At 60.9% G+C, this 18,578-nt stretch carries 16 protein-coding genes and 5 pseudogenes; 11 read left to right on the top strand and 10 right to left on the bottom strand.

The genetic code is table 11. From position 1 onward, the window contains the following. Positions 1-233: 233 nt before the first annotated feature. Positions 234-437: pseudogene (locus OKW39_RS25025) on the bottom strand (transposase); the annotation flags it as partial. 64 nt (positions 438-501) lie between these two features. Here OKW39_RS25025 and OKW39_RS25020 point away from each other — a divergent pair. The 3 genes from OKW39_RS25020 to OKW39_RS25010 all read left to right on the top strand — a co-directional run bounded on the left by OKW39_RS25020 (position 502) and on the right by OKW39_RS25010 (position 2,801). After that, entirely contained in the window at positions 502-1,470 is a 969-nt protein-coding gene (locus OKW39_RS25020) for a site-specific integrase (protein ID WP_429333739.1), read from the top strand. Between the two features lie 195 nt (positions 1,471-1,665). Next, entirely contained in the window at positions 1,666-1,872 is a 207-nt protein-coding gene (locus tag OKW39_RS25015) for a hypothetical protein (RefSeq protein WP_429359433.1), read from the top strand. After that, positions 1,869-2,801: a tyrosine-type recombinase/integrase gene (locus OKW39_RS25010; RefSeq protein ID WP_429563938.1), complete on the top strand. Its 933-nt coding sequence runs from the start codon at positions 1,869-1,871 to the stop codon at positions 2,799-2,801. Before OKW39_RS25015 ends, OKW39_RS25010 begins: the two co-directional genes overlap by 4 nt. Here the strand turns inward: OKW39_RS25010 and OKW39_RS25005 are convergent. The 8 genes and pseudogenes from OKW39_RS25005 to OKW39_RS24970 all read right to left on the bottom strand — a co-directional run. Continuing rightward, positions 2,779-3,879: an OmpP1/FadL family transporter gene (locus OKW39_RS25005; protein WP_429333742.1), complete on the bottom strand. Its 1,101-nt coding sequence runs from the start codon at positions 3,877-3,879 to the stop codon at positions 2,779-2,781. The two genes, OKW39_RS25010 and OKW39_RS25005, sit on opposite strands and share 23 nt — an antisense overlap. Before the next feature lie 214 nt (positions 3,880-4,093). Further along, complete coding sequence (locus OKW39_RS25000; RefSeq protein WP_429563937.1) at positions 4,094-5,026, bottom strand: 3-keto-5-aminohexanoate cleavage protein; 933 nt, start codon at positions 5,024-5,026, stop codon at positions 4,094-4,096. 57 nt (positions 5,027-5,083) lie between these two features. Further along, positions 5,084-5,959 (bottom strand): fumarylacetoacetate hydrolase family protein, encoded by an 876-nt coding sequence (locus OKW39_RS24995; RefSeq protein ID WP_429333744.1) that lies wholly within the window; start codon positions 5,957-5,959, stop codon positions 5,084-5,086. Between the two features lie 37 nt (positions 5,960-5,996). Beyond that, positions 5,997-6,926 (bottom strand): VOC family protein, encoded by a 930-nt coding sequence (locus OKW39_RS24990; protein WP_429333745.1) that lies wholly within the window; start codon positions 6,924-6,926, stop codon positions 5,997-5,999. 59 nt (positions 6,927-6,985) lie between these two features. Further along, positions 6,986-7,498: a flavin reductase family protein gene (locus OKW39_RS24985; RefSeq protein WP_429333746.1), complete on the bottom strand. Its 513-nt coding sequence runs from the start codon at positions 7,496-7,498 to the stop codon at positions 6,986-6,988. Between the two features lie 34 nt (positions 7,499-7,532). Continuing rightward, the gene (locus OKW39_RS24980) at positions 7,533-8,744 is read right to left on the bottom strand and encodes an acyl-CoA dehydrogenase family protein (protein WP_429333747.1); all 1,212 of its coding nucleotides are present in this window, start codon (positions 8,742-8,744) and stop codon (positions 7,533-7,535) included. Positions 8,745-9,001: 257 nt separating this feature from the next. Next, positions 9,002-9,874 (bottom strand): TetR/AcrR family transcriptional regulator, encoded by an 873-nt coding sequence (locus OKW39_RS24975; RefSeq protein WP_429563936.1) that lies wholly within the window; start codon positions 9,872-9,874, stop codon positions 9,002-9,004. A 481-nt stretch (positions 9,875-10,355) separates the two neighbouring features. Continuing rightward, positions 10,356-10,619, bottom strand: a pseudogene (locus tag OKW39_RS24970) (IS110 family transposase); the annotation flags it as partial. Between the two features lie 87 nt (positions 10,620-10,706). Here OKW39_RS24970 and OKW39_RS24965 point away from each other — a divergent pair. Then, entirely contained in the window at positions 10,707-11,768 is a 1,062-nt protein-coding gene (locus OKW39_RS24965) for an IS110 family transposase (protein ID WP_090812806.1), read from the top strand. A gap of 350 nt (positions 11,769-12,118) precedes the next feature. Here the strand turns inward: OKW39_RS24965 and OKW39_RS24960 are convergent. After that, positions 12,119-12,985, bottom strand: a pseudogene (locus tag OKW39_RS24960) (IS110 family transposase); the annotation flags it as partial. Positions 12,986-13,230: 245 nt separating this feature from the next. On the opposite strand from OKW39_RS24960, the gene OKW39_RS24955 reads away from it, so the two are divergent. From OKW39_RS24955 to OKW39_RS24925, 7 genes and pseudogenes are all read left to right on the top strand, one after another. Continuing rightward, the gene (locus tag OKW39_RS24955) at positions 13,231-14,121 is read left to right on the top strand and encodes a site-specific integrase (protein WP_429333750.1); all 891 of its coding nucleotides are present in this window, start codon (positions 13,231-13,233) and stop codon (positions 14,119-14,121) included. Further along, positions 14,093-14,587, top strand: a complete 495-nt coding sequence (locus OKW39_RS24950; protein ID WP_429333751.1) for a transposase — start codon at positions 14,093-14,095, stop codon at positions 14,585-14,587. Before OKW39_RS24955 ends, OKW39_RS24950 begins: the two co-directional genes overlap by 29 nt. Further along, a pseudogene (locus OKW39_RS24945) lies at positions 14,536-14,676 on the top strand (transposase); the annotation flags it as partial. The gene OKW39_RS24950 and the pseudogene OKW39_RS24945, both read left to right, overlap by 52 nt. Positions 14,677-14,962: 286 nt before the next feature. Next, a pseudogene (locus OKW39_RS24940) lies at positions 14,963-15,133 on the top strand (IS110 family transposase); the annotation flags it as partial. Positions 15,134-15,290: 157 nt separating this feature from the next. Further along, positions 15,291-16,550, top strand: coding sequence for a site-specific integrase (locus OKW39_RS24935; RefSeq protein ID WP_429563935.1), 1,260 nt, complete (start codon positions 15,291-15,293; stop codon positions 16,548-16,550). Further along, entirely contained in the window at positions 16,547-17,497 is a 951-nt protein-coding gene (locus OKW39_RS24930; protein ID WP_429563934.1) for a tyrosine-type recombinase/integrase, read from the top strand. Before OKW39_RS24935 ends, OKW39_RS24930 begins: the two co-directional genes overlap by 4 nt. Beyond that, complete coding sequence (locus OKW39_RS24925; RefSeq protein WP_429563933.1) at positions 17,490-18,497, top strand: site-specific integrase; 1,008 nt, start codon at positions 17,490-17,492, stop codon at positions 18,495-18,497. Before OKW39_RS24930 ends, OKW39_RS24925 begins: the two co-directional genes overlap by 8 nt. Positions 18,498-18,578 lie beyond the last annotated feature (81 nt).

Below are 18,578 nucleotides of genomic sequence, written 5' to 3'. Positions count from 1 at the left end.
TCCATGACGACGGTGGGAGGCCCGCTAGATGATTTTCAAACCAGGTAGGACCGGGACTCGCTAAACCTGAATGCGCCGTCGAGCTTCGAGCTCGCGCAGGAAATGAGGTGCGAGTCAGCGTATTTCATAGAGGCCCGCAGCAGCAATACCGGCTGCAACAAGGCCGGATATAAAGCTGCAGCCCATCCTGTCTGTCTGAACACACGAAAACTGTTGCAAACGGGACGCGTTCATATAAAGCGGCGCATGAACTCGTGAGGGCCCAGGGTCATGGTCTTGTAGCGGGTGCGCCCCTTCGCGCGATAGTCCTTCCAGCGGAAGGTGACGCCGCGCTCATCGAGCGCAACGAGCCGCTGGTTGGAGATGGCCACGCGATGCGTGTAGCGTGACAGGTAGGCGAGCACCGCCTCGGGTCCCGCGAACGGGCGTTTCGCATATCAGCGCGTTCGTTCGCGACGTCGATCGCGATGCTTCGAGACGAGACGCCGGGAACTGCACGCATTGAAACTGTTGACGCGTTTCTTGCGCGATCGCGGTGTGTGTCGTGTCGCTCAAACGCACGCTATTGCCGCTGACGACGTTGTCGAGGGGTTTGCGCAATCCTTAAAACGCGATCAGGGTTTGGCCGTTGTGACCGTTGAGTCCTATGCAAGGTGGACACGCAAATTTCTGGTGTGGCGGTTCGGCCAGGGAGAAGTCTGCTTGCGGGACGTTCGCGTGACCGACGCCAGCGCTTTCGTTAAGAGCGAGGCAAAGCGCATGGCGCCAGCCGCCCTGAAGAACGTTGTCACGGCACTGCGGTCCTTCCTTCGTTACGCCCAGTTTCGCGGCGAGGTTACCGCGGGATTTGCTGCAAGCGTGCCAGCGGTAGCCAGTTGGGCAAGCACACCTCCCATCCCCAGAGCCATTGCAGCCGAGCACGCGCAGCGCGCAATCGACAGCTGCGACCGCCGGAGCGCGGTGGGCCGACGCGATCGAGCCGTGCTGCTGCTTCTGGCAAGACTGGGACTTCGAGCCTGCGAGATCGTCAGGTTGACGCTGGACGACGTCGACTGGGACTGCGCTCAATTGCGTGTGCGTGGCAAGGGTGGCCGCGAGAGTCTCCTGCCATTGACCGCCGACGTGGGCGAGGCGATCGCCGCCTATCTCGAGCGCGGGCGTCCTGCCAGTCCAGATCGGCACCTCTTCCTTCGATCCCTGGCACCGATACGCGGGCTGATGGAAGGGTCGGACGGTATCGGCACGATTGTGCGCCACGCGCTCAATCGCGCCAAAGTCGACGCGCCGCACCGCGGCTCGCACCAGTTCCGGCACGCCTTGGCTGTTCGCATGTTGCAACTCGGTGCGTCGTTCCCGGAGATCGGCCAGGTTCTTCGCCATCGTAGCCCGCAGTCCACGAGCGTTTATGCGAAGGTGGATGTCAGCGCACTTCGGAAGTTGGCTATGGCCTGGCCAGGAGGTGCACGATGAACTCGATTCGAGAGGCGCTCCAAGAATATCTCGACCTGCGACGCAGCCTGGGCTTCAAGATGCACGATGCCGGTTTGCTGTTGCCCCGGTTCGTCAGTTTCATGGAGACGCGGCATAGGTCGCGTTCATCGGACGTTCTACGCGCTGTCACGGCAAACGGGACTGCGTGCCGAAGGCGCAAGCAAGGGACCACGGTTGCATGACTTCCGGCATCGCTTCGCCGTTGAAGTGCTGATCCGTTGGTATCAGTCTGGAGAGGACGCCTGGCGCTTGTTGCCGGTGCTGTCGACCTATCTTGGGCACATCTATGTGGCCGGCACATACTGGTATCTGAGCGGGTCGCCCGAGTTGATGGCACAAGCGATGGATCTCCTGGAACGCCGTTGGGGGGAGTCATCATGATTAGGGAGCCCAGCTTCGCCGCCTTGCTGGAGAAGTTCTTCATCCAGCGTCTGATGCACCAGCGCCAGGCCAGTGTGCATACGATCGCATCGTACCGCGACACATTCCGGTTACTGCTGGAATTTGTACAGCGACGCCCGCATAAAGCGCCATCCACTCTGGCACTGGAAGACATCGATGCGCCGCTGGTCGCGGACTTCCTCGATGAACAGGAGCAGGTTCGCGGCGTCACAGCTCGAACGCGTAACCTGCGCTTGACGGCAGTGCACTCATTCTTCCGGTATGCGGCCTTCGAGATGCCGTCACACTCAGCGCACATCCAGCGCGTGCTGGCCATCCCGGCCAAGCGCTTTAGCCGCGCATTGGTCCCATTCCTGAGCCGACAAGAGGTCGATGCGTTGCTGGCCGCGCCGGACCAGCAGACTTGGGCAGGTCGCCGCGATCACGCTCTATTGTTGTTGGCGGTGCAGACGGGGTTACGCCTGTCTGAGCTGACCGGCCTTCGGCGCGAGGACCTGCACGTTGGCGCCGGCGCGCACGTACGCGTGTTTGGCAAGGGGCGCAAGGAGCGTTGCACGCCATTGAGCAAGAGCACCCGCTCCGTATTGGTCGCGTGGGTTCGAGAGCCACCGCGGGCCGGGAATCAGCCACTGTTCCCAAATGCGCGCGGCGGCCGGCTGAGCGCACACGGCGTCCATTACCTGCTTCACAAGTATGTGTTGGCGGCCTCGGAGAAATGCTCTTCGCTGAAGAACAAGCGCGTGAGCCCGCATGTGTTGCGACACACGACAGCGATGGATCTGCTGCAAGAAGGCGTCGAACCCTCAGTCATCGCACTCTGGCTACCGAGCAGTATCATCGACAGCAGCGCCGCGCCGTGCGTGCGACCGCCTGCCGCGGCGCGAATTAGAACTTCATCGCGAGATTGAACATGATCAACGAGTAACGAGCGTGAATGTCCGTTCCCGTGCTCGGCCCCGTGCCCTTCAAGGTCTGCGGAAAGTCATATTCATAACCGGCAGAAAGATCGACCTTCTTCGAAGCGTGCCAGGTCAAGCCGCCGCTTAGCGAATCGGTGAGAATCATCGGCGCGTAGTAGTTGGCAATCGTGTGATTCGAGTCGACGCTAGCGGTGCTGTGCTTGCCGCCAACACGTAACGTCAGCCTGCGGGTGACATCCCAGGATGCGCCGAACCGCAACGCGGTCTGATCGTGCAAGCCGAACGTCTGCGTGTCTCCCAGAACGCCAACGTTGGACCACCTGATGCGCACCACATCGGCCGCAACGGTCACGCGAGGAGAAAGATGCAGCGCGAGCCCCGCGCCGTACTGTGACGGTTCGTCCAGATGCCCACCGGCAGCGGCGAACAGATCGTCCGCATAGCCGCTCGCCCTGGAAAAACGGACCTTGGTCGAATAGGCGGCGCCGACGCTCAGCATCCGGGTCACGTTCCAGATCGCGCCGATGCGACCGCCGATGCCATACGTCGTTGTCATGCCGTGTGTCGGCAATACGCCGATCGAGCCGTCCGGCATCGGCGCAACAAGGCCCTGCGCCTCGAACTTCTGCACGCCCAAGATGGCGGATACGCCCAATGCCAAATCCGGCGTGATCTTATATGCGACCGTCGGCAGGAAGTTGATGTAGATATCCTTCGCTTTTGCCGGTGGCGCGCCTGGAATTGGCAGCGGTGCGTGTGGATAGTTGACGCCGCCGCCCGAGGAGTTGATCGACATGCCGATCGCCAGCCGCTCCGTCACATCGACATTCACCCCGCCACTGGGCATCGGACCGATCGCGCCGAAGCCCTGTTGATTCGACGGACTGCCGAAGCTGGACCGGGCGTGCCCCACCACCACCTGCCCCCCCAGATCGGAGCGGTTTCCGAGGTAAGCCATACCCGCCGGATTGTCGCCGGCAATCGCGCTCGTCAGCGGATTCGCAATCGACGCACCGCCCATCATCGACTCGTCCACCCCCGCGGCATTCGTTTGCGTCGCGTTCATTGCCTGCGTTGCACCGGATGCCAGAGCCAGCGCACAACCTACTGCCAATAAGCGACTCGTTCGACGCTTCTCCATACCCTTTCTCCTCCACGTTTTCTTGATATATAAATCGGATACCTTATTAATATTCTAAGACCTGTCCATCAGGTATTGATTGGAATCCGATACGACGGGCCCGCTCCGTTATCGCGAACCGGGCTCCCCATTCAACGACCTAGAACGCGACTTCGCCTGGCCCCTTGAGCCTGAGCATCACCCGCGCCTCGTCCGGAGTGGCGATCTCGAACCCAAGCTGCTCGACGACGCATCGGATGGCCGTGACCTGCTCGGCATTGCTTTTTGCCAGCTGCCCCTTGCGCAACCACAGGTTATCTTCCAGACCGACACGGACATTGCCTCCCAACAACAGCGCCTGGGTCAGCACCCGGGGTTGCTGTGCGCCTGCGCCCAGCGCAGACCAGTGGTAGTCAGCGCCGAAAAGACGGTCCGCCGTGCGCTTCATGTGCGCAATATCTTCCGGGTGCACGCCGATACCGCCACGAATGCCGAACACCGACTGAATGAAAACCGGCGCTTTGAGCAGCCCCCGGTCCATGAAGTGCGCAGCCGTGTACAAATGACCGATGTCGTAGCACTCAATCTCGAAGCGCGTGCCGTTGTCGTTACAGGCCGCGAGTATGTGAGCGATGTCCTTGAACGTGTTGCGAAAGATCCGGTCCTCGCTCGCCTCGAGATACGGCCGCTCCCAGTCATGCCGGAATTCCTTGAAGCGACCGAGCATCTCGTACATGCCGAAGTTCATCGACCCCATGTTCAGCGACGCCACTTCGGGCTTGAAACGCAGCGCCGGCATTAGGCGCTCTTCCACCGTCATGGCGGGCGCGCCGCCGGTCGTCAGATTGATCACGACATCCGACTCGGCTTTTATCTGCGGTAGGAACTGCGCAAACAGTCCGGCATCCTGACTGGGCATCCCGGTGACAGGATCGCGCGCATGCAGATGCACGACTGCCGCGCCGGCGGCTGCTGCCTGGATGGCAGAGGCGGCGATTTCCGCCGGCGTAACCGGCAGGTACGGCGACATGCTCGGCGTGTGGATCGAGCCGGTTATCGCGCAGGTGATGATGACCTTCGAGGCTTGCGCCATGTCGATGTCTCCCTTTGTGTGACATGAGCTTCGCGCGGCATTCAGGCGCCCCGCACGTTAGATCCGCGGTTCTTTGACGATACGGTTCTCGACGTGACCGACCCCGTCGATTTCTACCCGGATCACGTCGCCGACCTGCAGGAAGACCGGCGGACTCATTGCGATGCCGACGCCTGCCGGCGTACCGGTCACGAGAATGTCGCCGGGTTTGAGCGTCATGACCTGGCTGAGGTACTCAATCTGTTTCGCGATGCTGTACGTCATCAGGCTTGTCGACGAATTCTGACGGACCTCGCCGTTGACCATCAGTCGCAACGTCAGCTTCTGCGGGTCCGGAATCTCGTCGGCGGTCACGATCCACGGTCCGATCGGACCGTGGGTGTCGAACGATTTGCCGAGCGTCCAGGTCGGGCTCTTCATCTGCCAGTCGCGCGAGCTCACATCGTTCGCGACAAAATAGCCGCCGACGTAGTCGAGTGCGTCTTCTTCGGAGATGTATCGGCCTTCCTTCGCGATGACGACGCCGAGTTCCGCTTCGTAATCGAGCTGTTCGCAGACACGCGGATAGTGGACGTCGTCATACGGACCGTTGATGCACGAGGTCTGCTTGTTGAACCAGACCTGTGACGTCGGAATCGGCAAGCCGAGCCGGCGTGCCTCTTCTTCATGGTCCTTGTAGTTCATGCCGAGTGCGAGGAACTTACCCGGCGCCGGTACCGGCGCTTCGAGGCGCACGTCGGCGAGCGCGACGCAGCCTGAGTTGCCAGGGGTTGCAGCCGCCGCGGCAGCAGTCGCGAGCGCATCCGGCGACGCGAGAATGGAAGCAATATCTGCAGGCAGTCCTATGCCGTCGCCCGACAGATCGACGATCGTATCGCCCTCGATCTTGCCGACCGAGGTCTTGCCTTTATAGGTGTATCGTGCAAGTTTCATCGCTATGCCTTGAATTCGGAAACGGTTAGCAGGTGGTTCAGGAAAGGAAGTCCGGCGGCAACGGCGGCGCCCATTGAGCGAGCGCATCGGGCGACAGCGCTTCGTGCCCGACCGGCGTGGATTCGTTGACGATGTCGCCGTCGGTCCAGTGCTCGACCTTATTGCCGAACGGATCGCGCCAGTAGTCGAAAATCTGGCTGCCCTGCACGTGGCGCCCGATACCCCACGAATGCCGGTATCCCTTTGCCGCAAGAAAGCCGTTGCCGGTCGACAGATCGTCCCAGTCGATCACTTCGAATGCGCTGTGATCGAAGTCCCGCTCCTTCGCGCCGAGGCCAAGCAGCGCGATCGTGTGATGGTCCGTGAAAGTACTGCCGAGACCGCAGTGCAGGAACGCCGCCACCGTCTGGTTGGGCTTCTGCGCATAGTAGCTATCGGAGACCTGAAACCCGAGGATGCCCTCATAGAACCTGAGCATTGCCGGGAAATCCACCGTCTTGAGCACCACATGGCCCAGCCGAACCACATGTGACGGACCGGCTGGAACGCGGTTGACGTGGCCGCGCCGGACGCGCTCCCCCGCGCTGTTGATGCGCAGCGGCTCGCGAAACGACTGACCCGGAATCGTGTCGCCGCCGAATAGCAGATCGATGACGAACCCGTCCGGATCAGCGATCGTCACGACCCAGCCCGCATCGAGTTCATCGTTGCTGCGCACGTCCACGCCGAATGCCGCGGCCACCTTCTCCAGGTCCGCCTTGCTGCCAGCCACGAAGCCGACGCCCAGCGGCCTCTGTTCGCCCTTCTGCGCGATATACGCGGGATAACCGCCGGACCAGGCTGCCATCTGCAGGGTATTGTCAGTCTGCTTCAAGACATTCAGTCCGAAATCGCGCAGAAAGACCGATTGCTGCTCAATATCCGGCACCTGATAACGCACATACGCGATGTCGCGCACGTTGATCATTTGTTCGCTCCTTGTGGCGCCGCAGCGCCACGCTTAAATGTCGGGTCAAGCCCGCGTCGTCACCACGCTGCCCCGTTCCAGCACTGCGACGGGTCTAGCGCGTGCAACTGCTTGTATTTGCCGCTGAAGAACAGCAGCGGATGGCCATCCGATTCGTTGAGACTTTCGACGTCTGCCGCATAGATGCGGTGATCGCCGCCCGCGTGGATCGCATGCACGCGCACCACCATCTGGACCAGCGCCGAACGGATCACCGGCACCTCCCCGGCGAATTCGAACGGCGATTCCAGTCCGGCCTGCGGCTGCCCGCCGAAGTGACGGCTGAGGTCCTCCTGTTCTTCTGCGAGAAAGCTCACGCCGAACCGCTTGCCTTCCTTGACGGTTTGCGCGAAGCGGGCCTGGTTGCGCGCCGAGATGAGGATCATCGGCGGATCGACGGACAGCGACATGAAGGCGTTTGCCGTCATGCCTGCCGGCCGGCCCTCATGAAAAAAAGTGATGACCGTCACGCCCGTCGCGAACTTGCCCATCGCGCGGCGAAACTGGGCCGCATTGACTTCAGTAGCCAGCATGTGCTCCTCCAGACTGACGGGAATTCCATCCGGATCAGATCAACGGCGTGTCGGCCGGTTGATCGCATGCGATGCGCCCATATGTCTCGAAGTTCGTGGCCGGCGCCACGATCCCGTGCAGACACGCAACGCGCGCATCGTGCCAGATGCGCGTGAAGCGGTTATTCATGGACGCAAGCGATCCGCCGGAGGCCGACGCGAGCGAGTCGACCGCTTCCCAGATCAGCTTCTCGGCGAAGCCCACGTCACGGCGAACTTTCGCGCGATCCAGGTACGCCATGTAGGTCCCGGACGCTGCACTGCGATCCATCGCGTCGGCCTGCCGTTCGATGATGGCGCGCGCTGCGTCGAGCCTCGCCGATGCCTCACCGACCTGCAGATGAGTCACAGGCGCCTCAGCCTGTTTTGCGTACCACGTGTACTGGATGCCGCGGCGCGGAAGCTGTTCGAGGAAGGTTTCGAGCGCCGCTGCCGCGATGCCCAGCGCCGGGAATGTCAGGATGATCGCGAGCATCGGCATGCAAGCCACGCGATAGAGCGGCTCCTCAGCGAGATGCGTCGAACGGTAGTTGCCTTCGATAGCCTCGCTCAGCGACGCGACACGCGCGTCGGGAACGAACACGTTGGTAACCGAGACGCTTGAGCTGCCTGTGCCACGCAACGCGATCACGTTCCAGTCGTCAAGGATCTTGACGTCGGATGCGCGGATCAGCGCCACGCCCTGATCGATGGTTTTTCCGTTCTCATCGACGAGCGGAATGCCCAGCAAATCCCAGTTCGCGTGATAGATACCCGAGTTGAATCCCCATAGCCCTTCTTCGATCAGATAGCCGCCTTCGACTTTCTTCACCACGGCTTTGCGCGCGGACAGCACACCCACCACGCGGGCCGGCTCGGGACCGCCAAAGACTTCGTCGGCTGCGGCTTCACTGAAGAGCGTCGCCGCGGCCCATGTGGTCACGTTGAGCAAGGCTGCCACCCACGCGGTGGACGCGTCTCCTCGACCAAGTTCGGACACCACTTCAAGAACCGTCCGCACCGAAACCTGCTGGCCGCCATATTTGCGAGGCGTGGTTAAACCCAGCAGGCCGCCGGCCTCGAGTTCGTCGATCGTTTGCTGCGGCAGGCGCCCCAGCTGGTCCACTTCGGCTGCGCGGCCCTTCAGCGCTGGAACCAGCGACGCCGCACGGGCCCGCAGGTCTGCCTCGCTTTTGCCTGCTTCAAAAAATTCGGGATTCGCGTTCAAGATGTCGTCCTCACATGATGGATCGTCAAGGTGCTGCTGTTTTTGATACTCTCATCATTTTGATAACATCATCAATATTTTTCGGCTAGGGGCTTTCCCGAATCGTGGTGACTGGTAGGTGCGGAACGAAAGACGAGCGACGACGGCGCGCGAGCGCGACAAACCACGACATCCACTGGCAACGGTGGGGCGTGGGAAGACGCTGAAGGGAATAGGTCGGTCCGGCGGACTACCGCGTGCCGGCCGAAGAGGAAGGATTACAGCAACTTGTATTTTGTAGCGGCCTTCACGATGCGTGCGGCCTCTTTCGCTTCGACGCCCAACCCTCGCAACACGAATTCGACGAACCGTTCGATCGCTTGGGGCGGCCGGCGTCCCTCGAGGATCTGGCGCAGCAGATACAGTACGCCGCCGATGATCGAGTCCATCGCTGTCGGAACGTCGGGGCACACGAAGCTGCCGTCATTTACGCCAGTCCGGATGTCGCGCGCGAGCCGCCCGCCCATCGTTTCGACCAGATCGTTAGCGCTGGATGCCGCATGCACGAGAAACCACCCCCAGATCGGATCGGTGATCGCATGGCGCAAGGCCCAGCGAATATTCAGTCCGACAATCATCGCGATGTCCGTGTCGGCGGGCCGGTTGCGATCGAGCAGGTCGGCAGTGGCAGTCACGTCCTCGACGAATACGGCGCGTGCGATTTCCTCTTTGCTTGAGAAGTAATTGTAGAACGAGCCAAAGGCGACCTGAGCTTCTTCGGTAATGTCATTGATCGCGGTGCGTTCAATGCCTCGGCGGCTCATCACCACCCGCGCAGCCTGCATCAGCTTGCCCCGCGTGCGCGCCCTGAGCTTTTCGTTTCGCCCGGGCGTCGTCTGGGAGGCCGGTCCGTCTTCGCTTTGCGCAAGGGGCTTGATTTGTTCAGGCTTGGCCTCATCGGGCCGTTTCGTTACCCGCGTTTTGCGTGCAACCGCGGGCCGTTTCGTCTTCTCATCTGGCATTTCACCAATGCTCCTTGGGGATTCGGTTTGTATTATCGCAGTGTGCAGCGTCGGATTCCTTCTTTCCAACGATACGTAGGCACACTGTTTGAAACCCTGGAAGCGACCGCTTCCATTTCTGTCGACCACGGATGGGAGGTGCTTTCGCGATGGCTGATATTCGGATGAAAATCAGGGTCGGGCGAGATTGTGCAGGCGTCACGCATGCATCAGGTCAATGCTTTGGGCCGAAATAAGCCGCGTGAGGGAGTACACCTGCGTCGGCGTACCGTCTCATGTTGGCCCGGCAACGGACGCTCGAACATTGTGATTGAGTGTCTCAAACTGGCCGGCGGACTGATATGACTTTCCGTGTCAATCGTGATCGGTTTTCATGTGCCTTTGAAGGCACATGAATTTCCTGAGGGCGGCGTAGCAGTAAGTCTCGACGGTGGATCGCACTGATATCCGCGGGTTGGTTACCGCATTACAGAGTCCGCCCCTTGAGCCTGCCGCTATCTAAAGCCGCAAATCGAATGACATCCGTTGCATAGTCCGACCGCGGGTTGCTCGGGTGCCGGGCTACGCCGCCTTCAGGAAACTCGTCGAATCTGTGGTGCAAAGCACAACCCTACGCCGGCTGCTCGTTTCTCGTTACGGCAAGGGACATTGCGAGCTTGCTGATGTCCCAGATGAACCCCGCAAGTTCGCGTGCGACGGCGACGACAGCAATGTTCACATTCTTGCCGCGTGCTGCGAGCTTGCGGTATCGGCGGCAGAGTCGGACCTGTGCGTCCCAGGCACGGTCAAGGATGCGTTTGGGAATGCCTTCATGTCGGCGCTGAATTTCCGGACCCACGCGTGCCGGGTATCTGTAGCTCCAGGCGGCCTCAACGAATTAGTAAGGACTTTCCCGATCTCGTGGCATAGCGATATGCCAGGATGGTTGGTGCTAGACAACTCATCTGGGAAGGGGAAAGTCATGGACAAGATTACTCGTATCGGCGTGGATCTGGCCAAGAACATCATCCAGGTACACGGCGTGGACAGCATGGAACGCGTGGTGGTCAGGAAAGCCATTTCACGGCAGAAGTTTCTCGAATGGTTTGCCAACCTCGAGCCGTGCCTGGTCGCAATGGAAGCGTGCAGCGCAGCCCACTACTGGGGGCGCAAGCTGCGCGCGCTCGGCCACGAGGTTCGGCTGATCGCGCCGCAGCTCGCCGCGCCCTACCGCAAGGGCGGCAAACACGTGAAAAACGACAGGCTCGATGCCGAGGCCATCTGCGAGGCCGCGGGCCGACCGCACATGCGCTTCGTGGCCGTCAAAACGGCAGAGCAGCAAAACGTGCTGCTGCTGCACCGGATGCGGGACGGTTTCGTTGAGGAGCGTACCGCGCTCGTCAACCGGCTGCGCGGTGAGCTGGTCGAGTTCGGCGTGTTCCTGCCGCAAGGCATCAATGCATTTCGTGCCCACTTCGTCGAGGCACTGGAGGACGGGGCCACCGAACTGAACGGTGTCGCGCGCACTGCGCTGCTGCGAGGCTGGGAGCACCTGCAGGGCCTCGACCAGCAAATCGCCTGGTGCGACGCGCAAGTCGCCACGCACGTGAAGCACGACAGCAACGCGCAGCGCGTGATGGCGGTCATCGGCATCGGGCCGCTCACCGCGTCGGCCACGGTGGCTACCGTCGGCGACGCTCGCCTGTTCAAAAACGGCCGCCAATTTGCCGCCTGGATCGGCACGGTGCCCAAACAGAAGAGCAGCGGCGGCAAGACCCACCTGGGCCGCATCACCAAACAGGGCAACACGTATCTGCGCACGCTGCTGTTCCAAGGCGCGCGCTCGGCAGTAACGAGCGCCCATCGACGAACCGACCGGCTCTCGCGCTGGATCGTTCAGCTCCAGGCACGCGTGGGTTGGTATCGAACGCTGGTGGCTGTCGCCAACAAGCACGCGCGCATCCTCTGGGCAATTCTGGCCAAGGGCGAGCGCTTCGATCCCTCGTATGTCTCCACTCCCTCAACACCGGCCCAGCCACGGTAGGACAACAGCATGAACAGGTAAATTCGCAGCGTCACCTAAAAGCGTGACTTCGTAATCCAGGACGCAAAGGCAAGGATAGCGACAGGTCAGACCGGCAGCGGGCGAACTCGAAAAGCTGTGAGGCGCTACACGAAATGTATTCGCCGTCCAACGGATGGAGTCCTGCTGCGCGGTTACTATCCGGGCCCGGGCACCCGCAATGATAGTGCTCAACAAGGCCGTTTATAGGTGTGCAGTCTGTCTCGCCGCTGAATGCCGAATGTGTACCCCGATGACATGGCAATCGAATGGATGGACGAGGATGGATGGATAAATCAACCCCAGCTTGCAAAAAAAGGGAAGTCCTTATAGAGCAGCTTTCTTGCATAGCTGTTGCCGTTCTTCGTGATGCTGCCCTGACGCCGCCGCTCACCCGAGGAATGTTCTGAGGGCGTCACGCCCAGCCAGGCCATCAGCTGACGCGGATGCTCGAAGCGGGAGAGGTCCCCTAATTCGGAGAGCATGCCCACGGCGGTGATGAACTGTATGCCGCGCATGGTCTGCAGACCTAGTATGGCCGGATAGAATCGCCAGCCGACGACAGCTTCATGCAAGGTCGCCTCGAGACGCTCACATTGCGCAAGCCTGTCTTCAATCGTGCGACGGCACTCGTCGAAGGCCAGTTGCTGCCAGTGGTTCGGGAATGCAAATACGCTTATCCATCGCCGGTGCGCGGGCCCCCAGTTGGCGTTACCTGAGTAGCGCACGCCATGCGATAGAAGGAAGGACTTTAGCCGCTGGCGGGCCTGTCTGAGATCTGCTTTCGCTGCCGCCCATGCGCGCGCAAGGTCCCGGAACGCCTCATCTTCAACATCCGGTACGTGTACCGCTGCCAGGTCACCGGCGCGCAGTGCGCGCACGAGGTTGACGGCGTCGCGCCGGTCCGTCTTGACGCGCTCGCCCGGTTTCTTCGGAATCAGGGACGGCGCGCATACCGCGCAGTCGAATCCTCTTTCAACGAGCGCGCGGTAGAGCCCGTAGCCACAGGGGCCGGCTTCATAAACGACGCGGACATGGCGCGCCTTCGACTGAACACGCTTGCACAATCGATCGATATCTGCCTTCAGCGTTCCGATCTTGCCCAACAGTTCCACGTCGCCCATATCGATCGCGTACGCCACCGTGATCGACTCCTTGTGAACATCCAGACCGACAAACACCGTGCTATCGTGGTTCATGCTGGCCTCCGCGCTGGAAATCGCCGGGGTGTGCCCTGTGCACATCGTGCGGCTCTGGCAGTGATGCTAACCCGCGTTTGGTTCCTCACGGCGGGCCAGCCACTGGCTCACGGAAAGTCATACTGCCTAAACCGCTCGCGCGGTAGGGGCTACGGTCTGACGCTGGAGGCCAGGGAGAGGCCGGTCACTCGGCTTTATGTTGGCGAATGAGGCAATCCGCCTCGTTCTCCAGCAGGAGCCGAATCATGACCTCCTTACCAGCAAACGCCAGCCGATTGCGCCAGCGCATGAGCGACGACATGCGCATGCGCCAGCTTGCCCCCAAGACGCAGGACATCTATCTGCACATCGTGCGTGAGTTCGCCCGGTTTCTCGGGCGCTCACCTGACACGGCCACCGTCGAGGACCTGCGGCGCTACCAGCTCTATCTGGTTGACCACGGCACATCGGCCGTGTCGCTGAACCATGCGATCACCGGCCTGAAGTTCTTCTTCACAGTCACGCTCGACCGGCCCGAGCTGATGGTCAGGATGCAACCCGTGCGCGTGCCCCGCGTATTACCTGTCGTGCTCAGCCCCGATGAAGTGCGGCGGCTCATCGAGGCCGCCGGCAACCTGAAGCACCAGACTGCGCTGTCGGTCGCGTACGGCGCGGGGCTACGCGCCAGCGAAGTGGTAGCGCTGAAGGTCACCGACGTCGACAGCGGACGCATGACACTGCGTATCGAGCAGGGCAAGGGCCGCCGTGACCGCTACGCCATGCTCTCGCCGGTGCTGCTCGAGCGTCTGCGTGTGTGGTGGCGCGTGGCCCGTGCGCAGGGCAGGATGCTCGATGGTGGGTGGCTGTTTCCCGGGCTCGATCCGCTCGACCAGTTAAGCACGCGGCAACTGAACCGTGCCATTCATGCCGCCGCCGAGGCTGCGAACATCGACAAGCGAGTGTCCATGCACACGCTGCGCCATAGCTTCGCGACACACCTCCTCGAACAGAAGGTGGACATCCGCGTGATCCAGGTGCTGCTCGGCCATGCGAAGCTCGAGAACACCCCCGGCGTCACAATAGATGTCGCCTCTGAATTTTTTAATATGAAAAACTCAGAGGTGCAGGTTGAAGGCCAAACAGACGTATTCTGTTGAATTCAGGGAGCAGGCACTCGCGAAGGTCCTGCAACGCGGCAACCGGTCCGTAGGAACGGTTGCCGCGGAAATGAACATGAACGTATTAACCTTGAGGAAGTGGATCCGGGTATCTAACGCCGCAAGCCGCAACACGGGGCCAGTCGATGCACGGCGCCCGGAAGACTGGTCTTTGGAAGAGCGCCTGCTGGCCTTGCAACAGAGCCATGGACTGAACGACGAAGCACTGAGCGCGTGGTGTCGCGAACGGGGCCTGTTTGCCCATCATCTGGTCCAGTGGCGCGCGCAGTTCTGCTCTGCCGGCGCTGCCGGCAGCCCACGCGCAAACGCCTCAGAGGTGCGTGAGCTGAAACAGGCTAATGTGCAATTGCAGCGCGAACTGAAGCGCAAGGACCGCGCACTGGCGGAGGCAGCCGCGTTGCCATCTCCAACCAGCGCCTCGTCGCCTTCGATGAGCGTGGCGTGACGTTCCGCTGGAAGGATTACCGGGCGAAGGGACGCACCCGCTACAAGACCATGACGCTGGAGGCTGGCGAATTCATGCGCCGCTTTATATGAACGCGTCCCGTTTGCAACAGTTTTCGTGTGTTCAGACAGACAGGATGGGCTGCAGCTTTATATCCGGCCTTGTTGCAGCCGGTATTGCTGCTGCGGGCCTCTATGAAATACGCTGACTCGCACCTCATTTCCTGCGCGAGCTCGAAGCTCGACGGCGCATTCAGGTTTAGCGAGTCCCGGTCCTACCTGGTTTGAAAATCATCTAGCGGGCCTCCCACCGTCGTCATGGAGGCGGCGCGGTTAAAGTGAGTTTGCCAACTGCTTTAACCGAAGGGAGGCTGTGATGAAATATAGCGGAATTGACCTGCATTCGAATAACAGCGTCGTGACTGTGACCGACGAGGCGGACCGGGTGGTCGCGGAAAAGCGCATGCCTAACGACTTGCCAAAAATCCTTGCGTTTCTCTCGCCATGGCGAACGGAACTGGCTGGCGTCGTGGTCGAATCCACGTTTTATGGACGCTCCGGAATTATGCACGGTTTGTCGGTCATTCTGAGGTGCGACGCCCAATTCCTCTGGACGCCGGGTAGCGCCTCCCCAACGGTCGACCTTGCATAACAGATACTGCTCTTCCCAGATGGCTTCATCGCCATCTCTCAGGAGAGCGATCATGATCACGCAAGTCATTTCTGAAGTCGTCGCGTGCAATCGTGCACGGTACGGCGCACTCGAGCCCCTCGTTGGGGCTTTCGCGGAATACTTGGTCCGACGCGGATATGCGGGCGTTACTGTAGGGAACTACCTGCAATGCGCGTCGCACTTCGGGCGGTGGCTGACTTCGCAGCGCATCGCTCTCGATCACATCGACGAGGCGACACTACATCGCTTTCTTACGGTGCACCTCCCGGTCTGCCATTGCTACAAGCCAAGTCCGCGCACCCTCGCTAATCTTCGCCGCGCGCTCCGCAATCTGCTTCGCATGCTGCGCGCGGAGGGCGTCGTTCCGCCGAGATCAACGCCAGTGTCCGTGTTCGTAAATGAGGAGCTTCAGCTCTTTGATGCCTATCTTCAGGATGTGCAGGGGCTAGCACCAGCAACGCGTCTCTACCGTCTGCGCTACGTCCGTGAATTCCTCATTGCCCGATTTGGCTGGGGGCCGATTGCGCTTGAATGCCTCAAGCCAGAAGAGATCTGTCGATTCGTGACTGATCGCGCCGCGGGCTGCCAACCCCGGACAGCAGGAATCATTGGCGACTGTCTGCGGAGTTATTTGCGTTTCCGTCGCATACACGGACAACCTACCGAACCCCTGATTGCCGCAGTCCCAAGAGTCGCTTACTGGCGTCTAGCGGCGTTACCGGATTCTCTTACCGATTCAGAACTGGCGGGGCTTGTGAGTTCCTTCGATCATACGTGTCCAACCGGCCGACGTGACTACGCGATCGTTCGCTGTCTGGTGGACCTGGGCCTACGGGCGAGCGAAGTGGCTTTTATCCAGCTCGATGACTTGAATTGGCGAGAAGGAACGCTTCGGATTGCCAAAGCGAAGGCAAAGCGCACAACACTTCTGCCGTTGCCTTTGGAGACGGGGCGCGCGATCGCTGACTATTTGCGCTTCGGGCGCCCGCGAACGGAAAGCCGCGCACTGTTTGTGCGGCACCGCGCTCCGCACGATGAACCGGTGGGGCCCAGCCTGGTGCGTAATGCCGTACGCTGTGCCTACGCCCGGTGCGGCCTCGCCCAGCGGTGGACCGGAACCCATGTGCTACGCCATTCGGTCGCATCAAGGCTACTCAGGGAAGGGGCAAGTCTCAAAGACATCGCCGATCTACTGCGCCACCGCAACGTCAACACGACGACCATCTATGTCAAAGTCGATCTACCCAGGCTCATCACCGTTGCCTTGCCATGGCCGGGGAGACGCACATGAAGGCCGCCACTACCATGGTCTCCCTGGTCGAGGACTATCTCGAATGCCGGCGGCGACTCGGCTTCGCTTTGGAGAGTGAGGAAAGGCGGCTGCTGTGCTTTGCACGCTTCGCCGATCAAATCGGCCACCGCGGTCCGATCACGGAAGAACTGGCCTTGCGTTGGGCCTGTTCGTCCAGCCGCGCGACAGCCACCACGAGAGCAGGTCGGCTAAGAATCTTGAGCCCGTTCGCCAAGTATCGCCTGCAGTTTGATCCCGCCACCGAAATTGCACCGCCGGGACTCTGTGGACCAGGACACCGAAGGTTGACTCCGCATATCTACTCGGAGGAAGAGATCGACGCGTTGCTGGATACTGCGCGACGACTTCCGCCCGCCGGTAGCCTGCGTCCAGTTACCTGTGAAACCGTCTTCGGTCTGCTCGCGGCCACGGGTTTGCGTATCTCGGAGGCGTTGGCCTTTCGGCGCTCGGACGTGGACTTGGAACGCGGCCTGCTCACGATCCGTCAGAGCAAGTTTCGGAAAGCCCGCCAGGTTCCTCTACATCCGACCACCACCGAAGCCCTCCGTGCCTACGCCTTTATTCGGGATAAAAGGCTGCCCGCGTCGACGACCGACGCGTTCTTCGTGTCAGACCGCGGGAGGCCAGTGAACTATCGTCAGATCGCATATGCCTTTGCCCGTCTTCGAGCGCAGCTCGGATGGCAGGCGCGAGGAGGTCACCCGCACCCGCGCATCCACGATCTGAGGCACAGCTTTATCTGCCGCCGTCTTGTCGGCTGGTATCAGGAGGGGATCGATGTCGGTAATGCGATGCTTGTGCTTTCCACCTATGTCGGACATACCCAGGTCACCGACACGTTCTGGTATGTAACGGCAATACCTGAGCTGATGACCATCGCAGGCGATCGCTTCGAGCACTTCGTTCAAGGAGGCAATCATGCTTGATCTGAACCTATTACCGACGTTTGCGCAATTGCTGCAGCAGTTCTTTATGGAGCGCCTGATACAGCAGCGTAACGCCAGCCCGCGAACGGTGGCGGCTTACCGCGACACCATGAGGCTGCTTCTCCAATTCACCGAACATCGATTGCATCGGAAACCTGAACGCCTGGAACTCAGCGATATTGATGCACCACTGGTTCTCGACTTCCTCAATCATCTCGAAGTGGTTCGCCAAAACAGCATCCGCAGCCGCAACCTCCGGCTTGCCGCCATTCGTTCGTTTCTGCACTATGCTGCGTCCCGAGCACCAGAATCGCTCGGCACGATTCAACAGGTGCTCGCGATTCCGATGAAGCGTTACGAGCGCCCGCTGGTCCGCTTCCTCTCCCGAGAAGAAATATGCGCCTTGCTCGATGCACCCAACCCCAACACATGGTGCGGCCAGCGCGATCGCGTGATGTTGGCGACCCTCTATAACACCGGCGCTCGGGTATCCGAACTCATCGGCATACGCGTCGGCGACGTCGATCTGGATCGAAGCCCTTCTGTTCGACTTCACGGTAAGGGTCGCAAAGAACGTGTGGTCCCGCTCTGGCGTAGCACCGCAAGCCAGATCCGGCTCTGGCTTCGTCAAATTGGCGCTTCACCCGGACAGTGGCTCTTTCCAAATCGCTCAGGCGGACCGATGACGCGAACCGGAATAACCGATCGCCTTAACCTCGCCTACCAGGCTGCGGCGACTCATTGCGCGGGACTCAAGGGCCGACGCATCTCACCGCACCTGGTTCGGCACGCGACTGCCATGCACCTGCTTCAGGCTGGCGTTGACCTCACGGTCATCGCGCTGTGGCTGGGTCACGAGAACCCAGCAACCACGCACATGTACATAGAGGCAGACCTGGCAATGAAGGAAAGGGCCCTCAGTACGCTTCAATTGCCCCACGGCAGGCAACACCGCTACCGGCCCACTGACCGCGTACTGCAGTTCCTCGAGGGCTTGTGATTATGCTCGGCCACGTGAACTGAACCGATCAGTGAGCCCTGCAATGCTCAGGAACTCGAAAGCGCGCGCGGCACGCCCCAT

This window comes from Paraburkholderia sp. MM6662-R1 (genome assembly GCF_050436245.1).
Classification (GTDB): Bacteria; Pseudomonadota; Gammaproteobacteria; order Burkholderiales; family Burkholderiaceae; genus Paraburkholderia; species Paraburkholderia tuberum.
The sequence above is the reverse complement of the archived record's forward strand: the minus strand, read 5'-3'. Positions and strand labels throughout refer to the sequence as shown.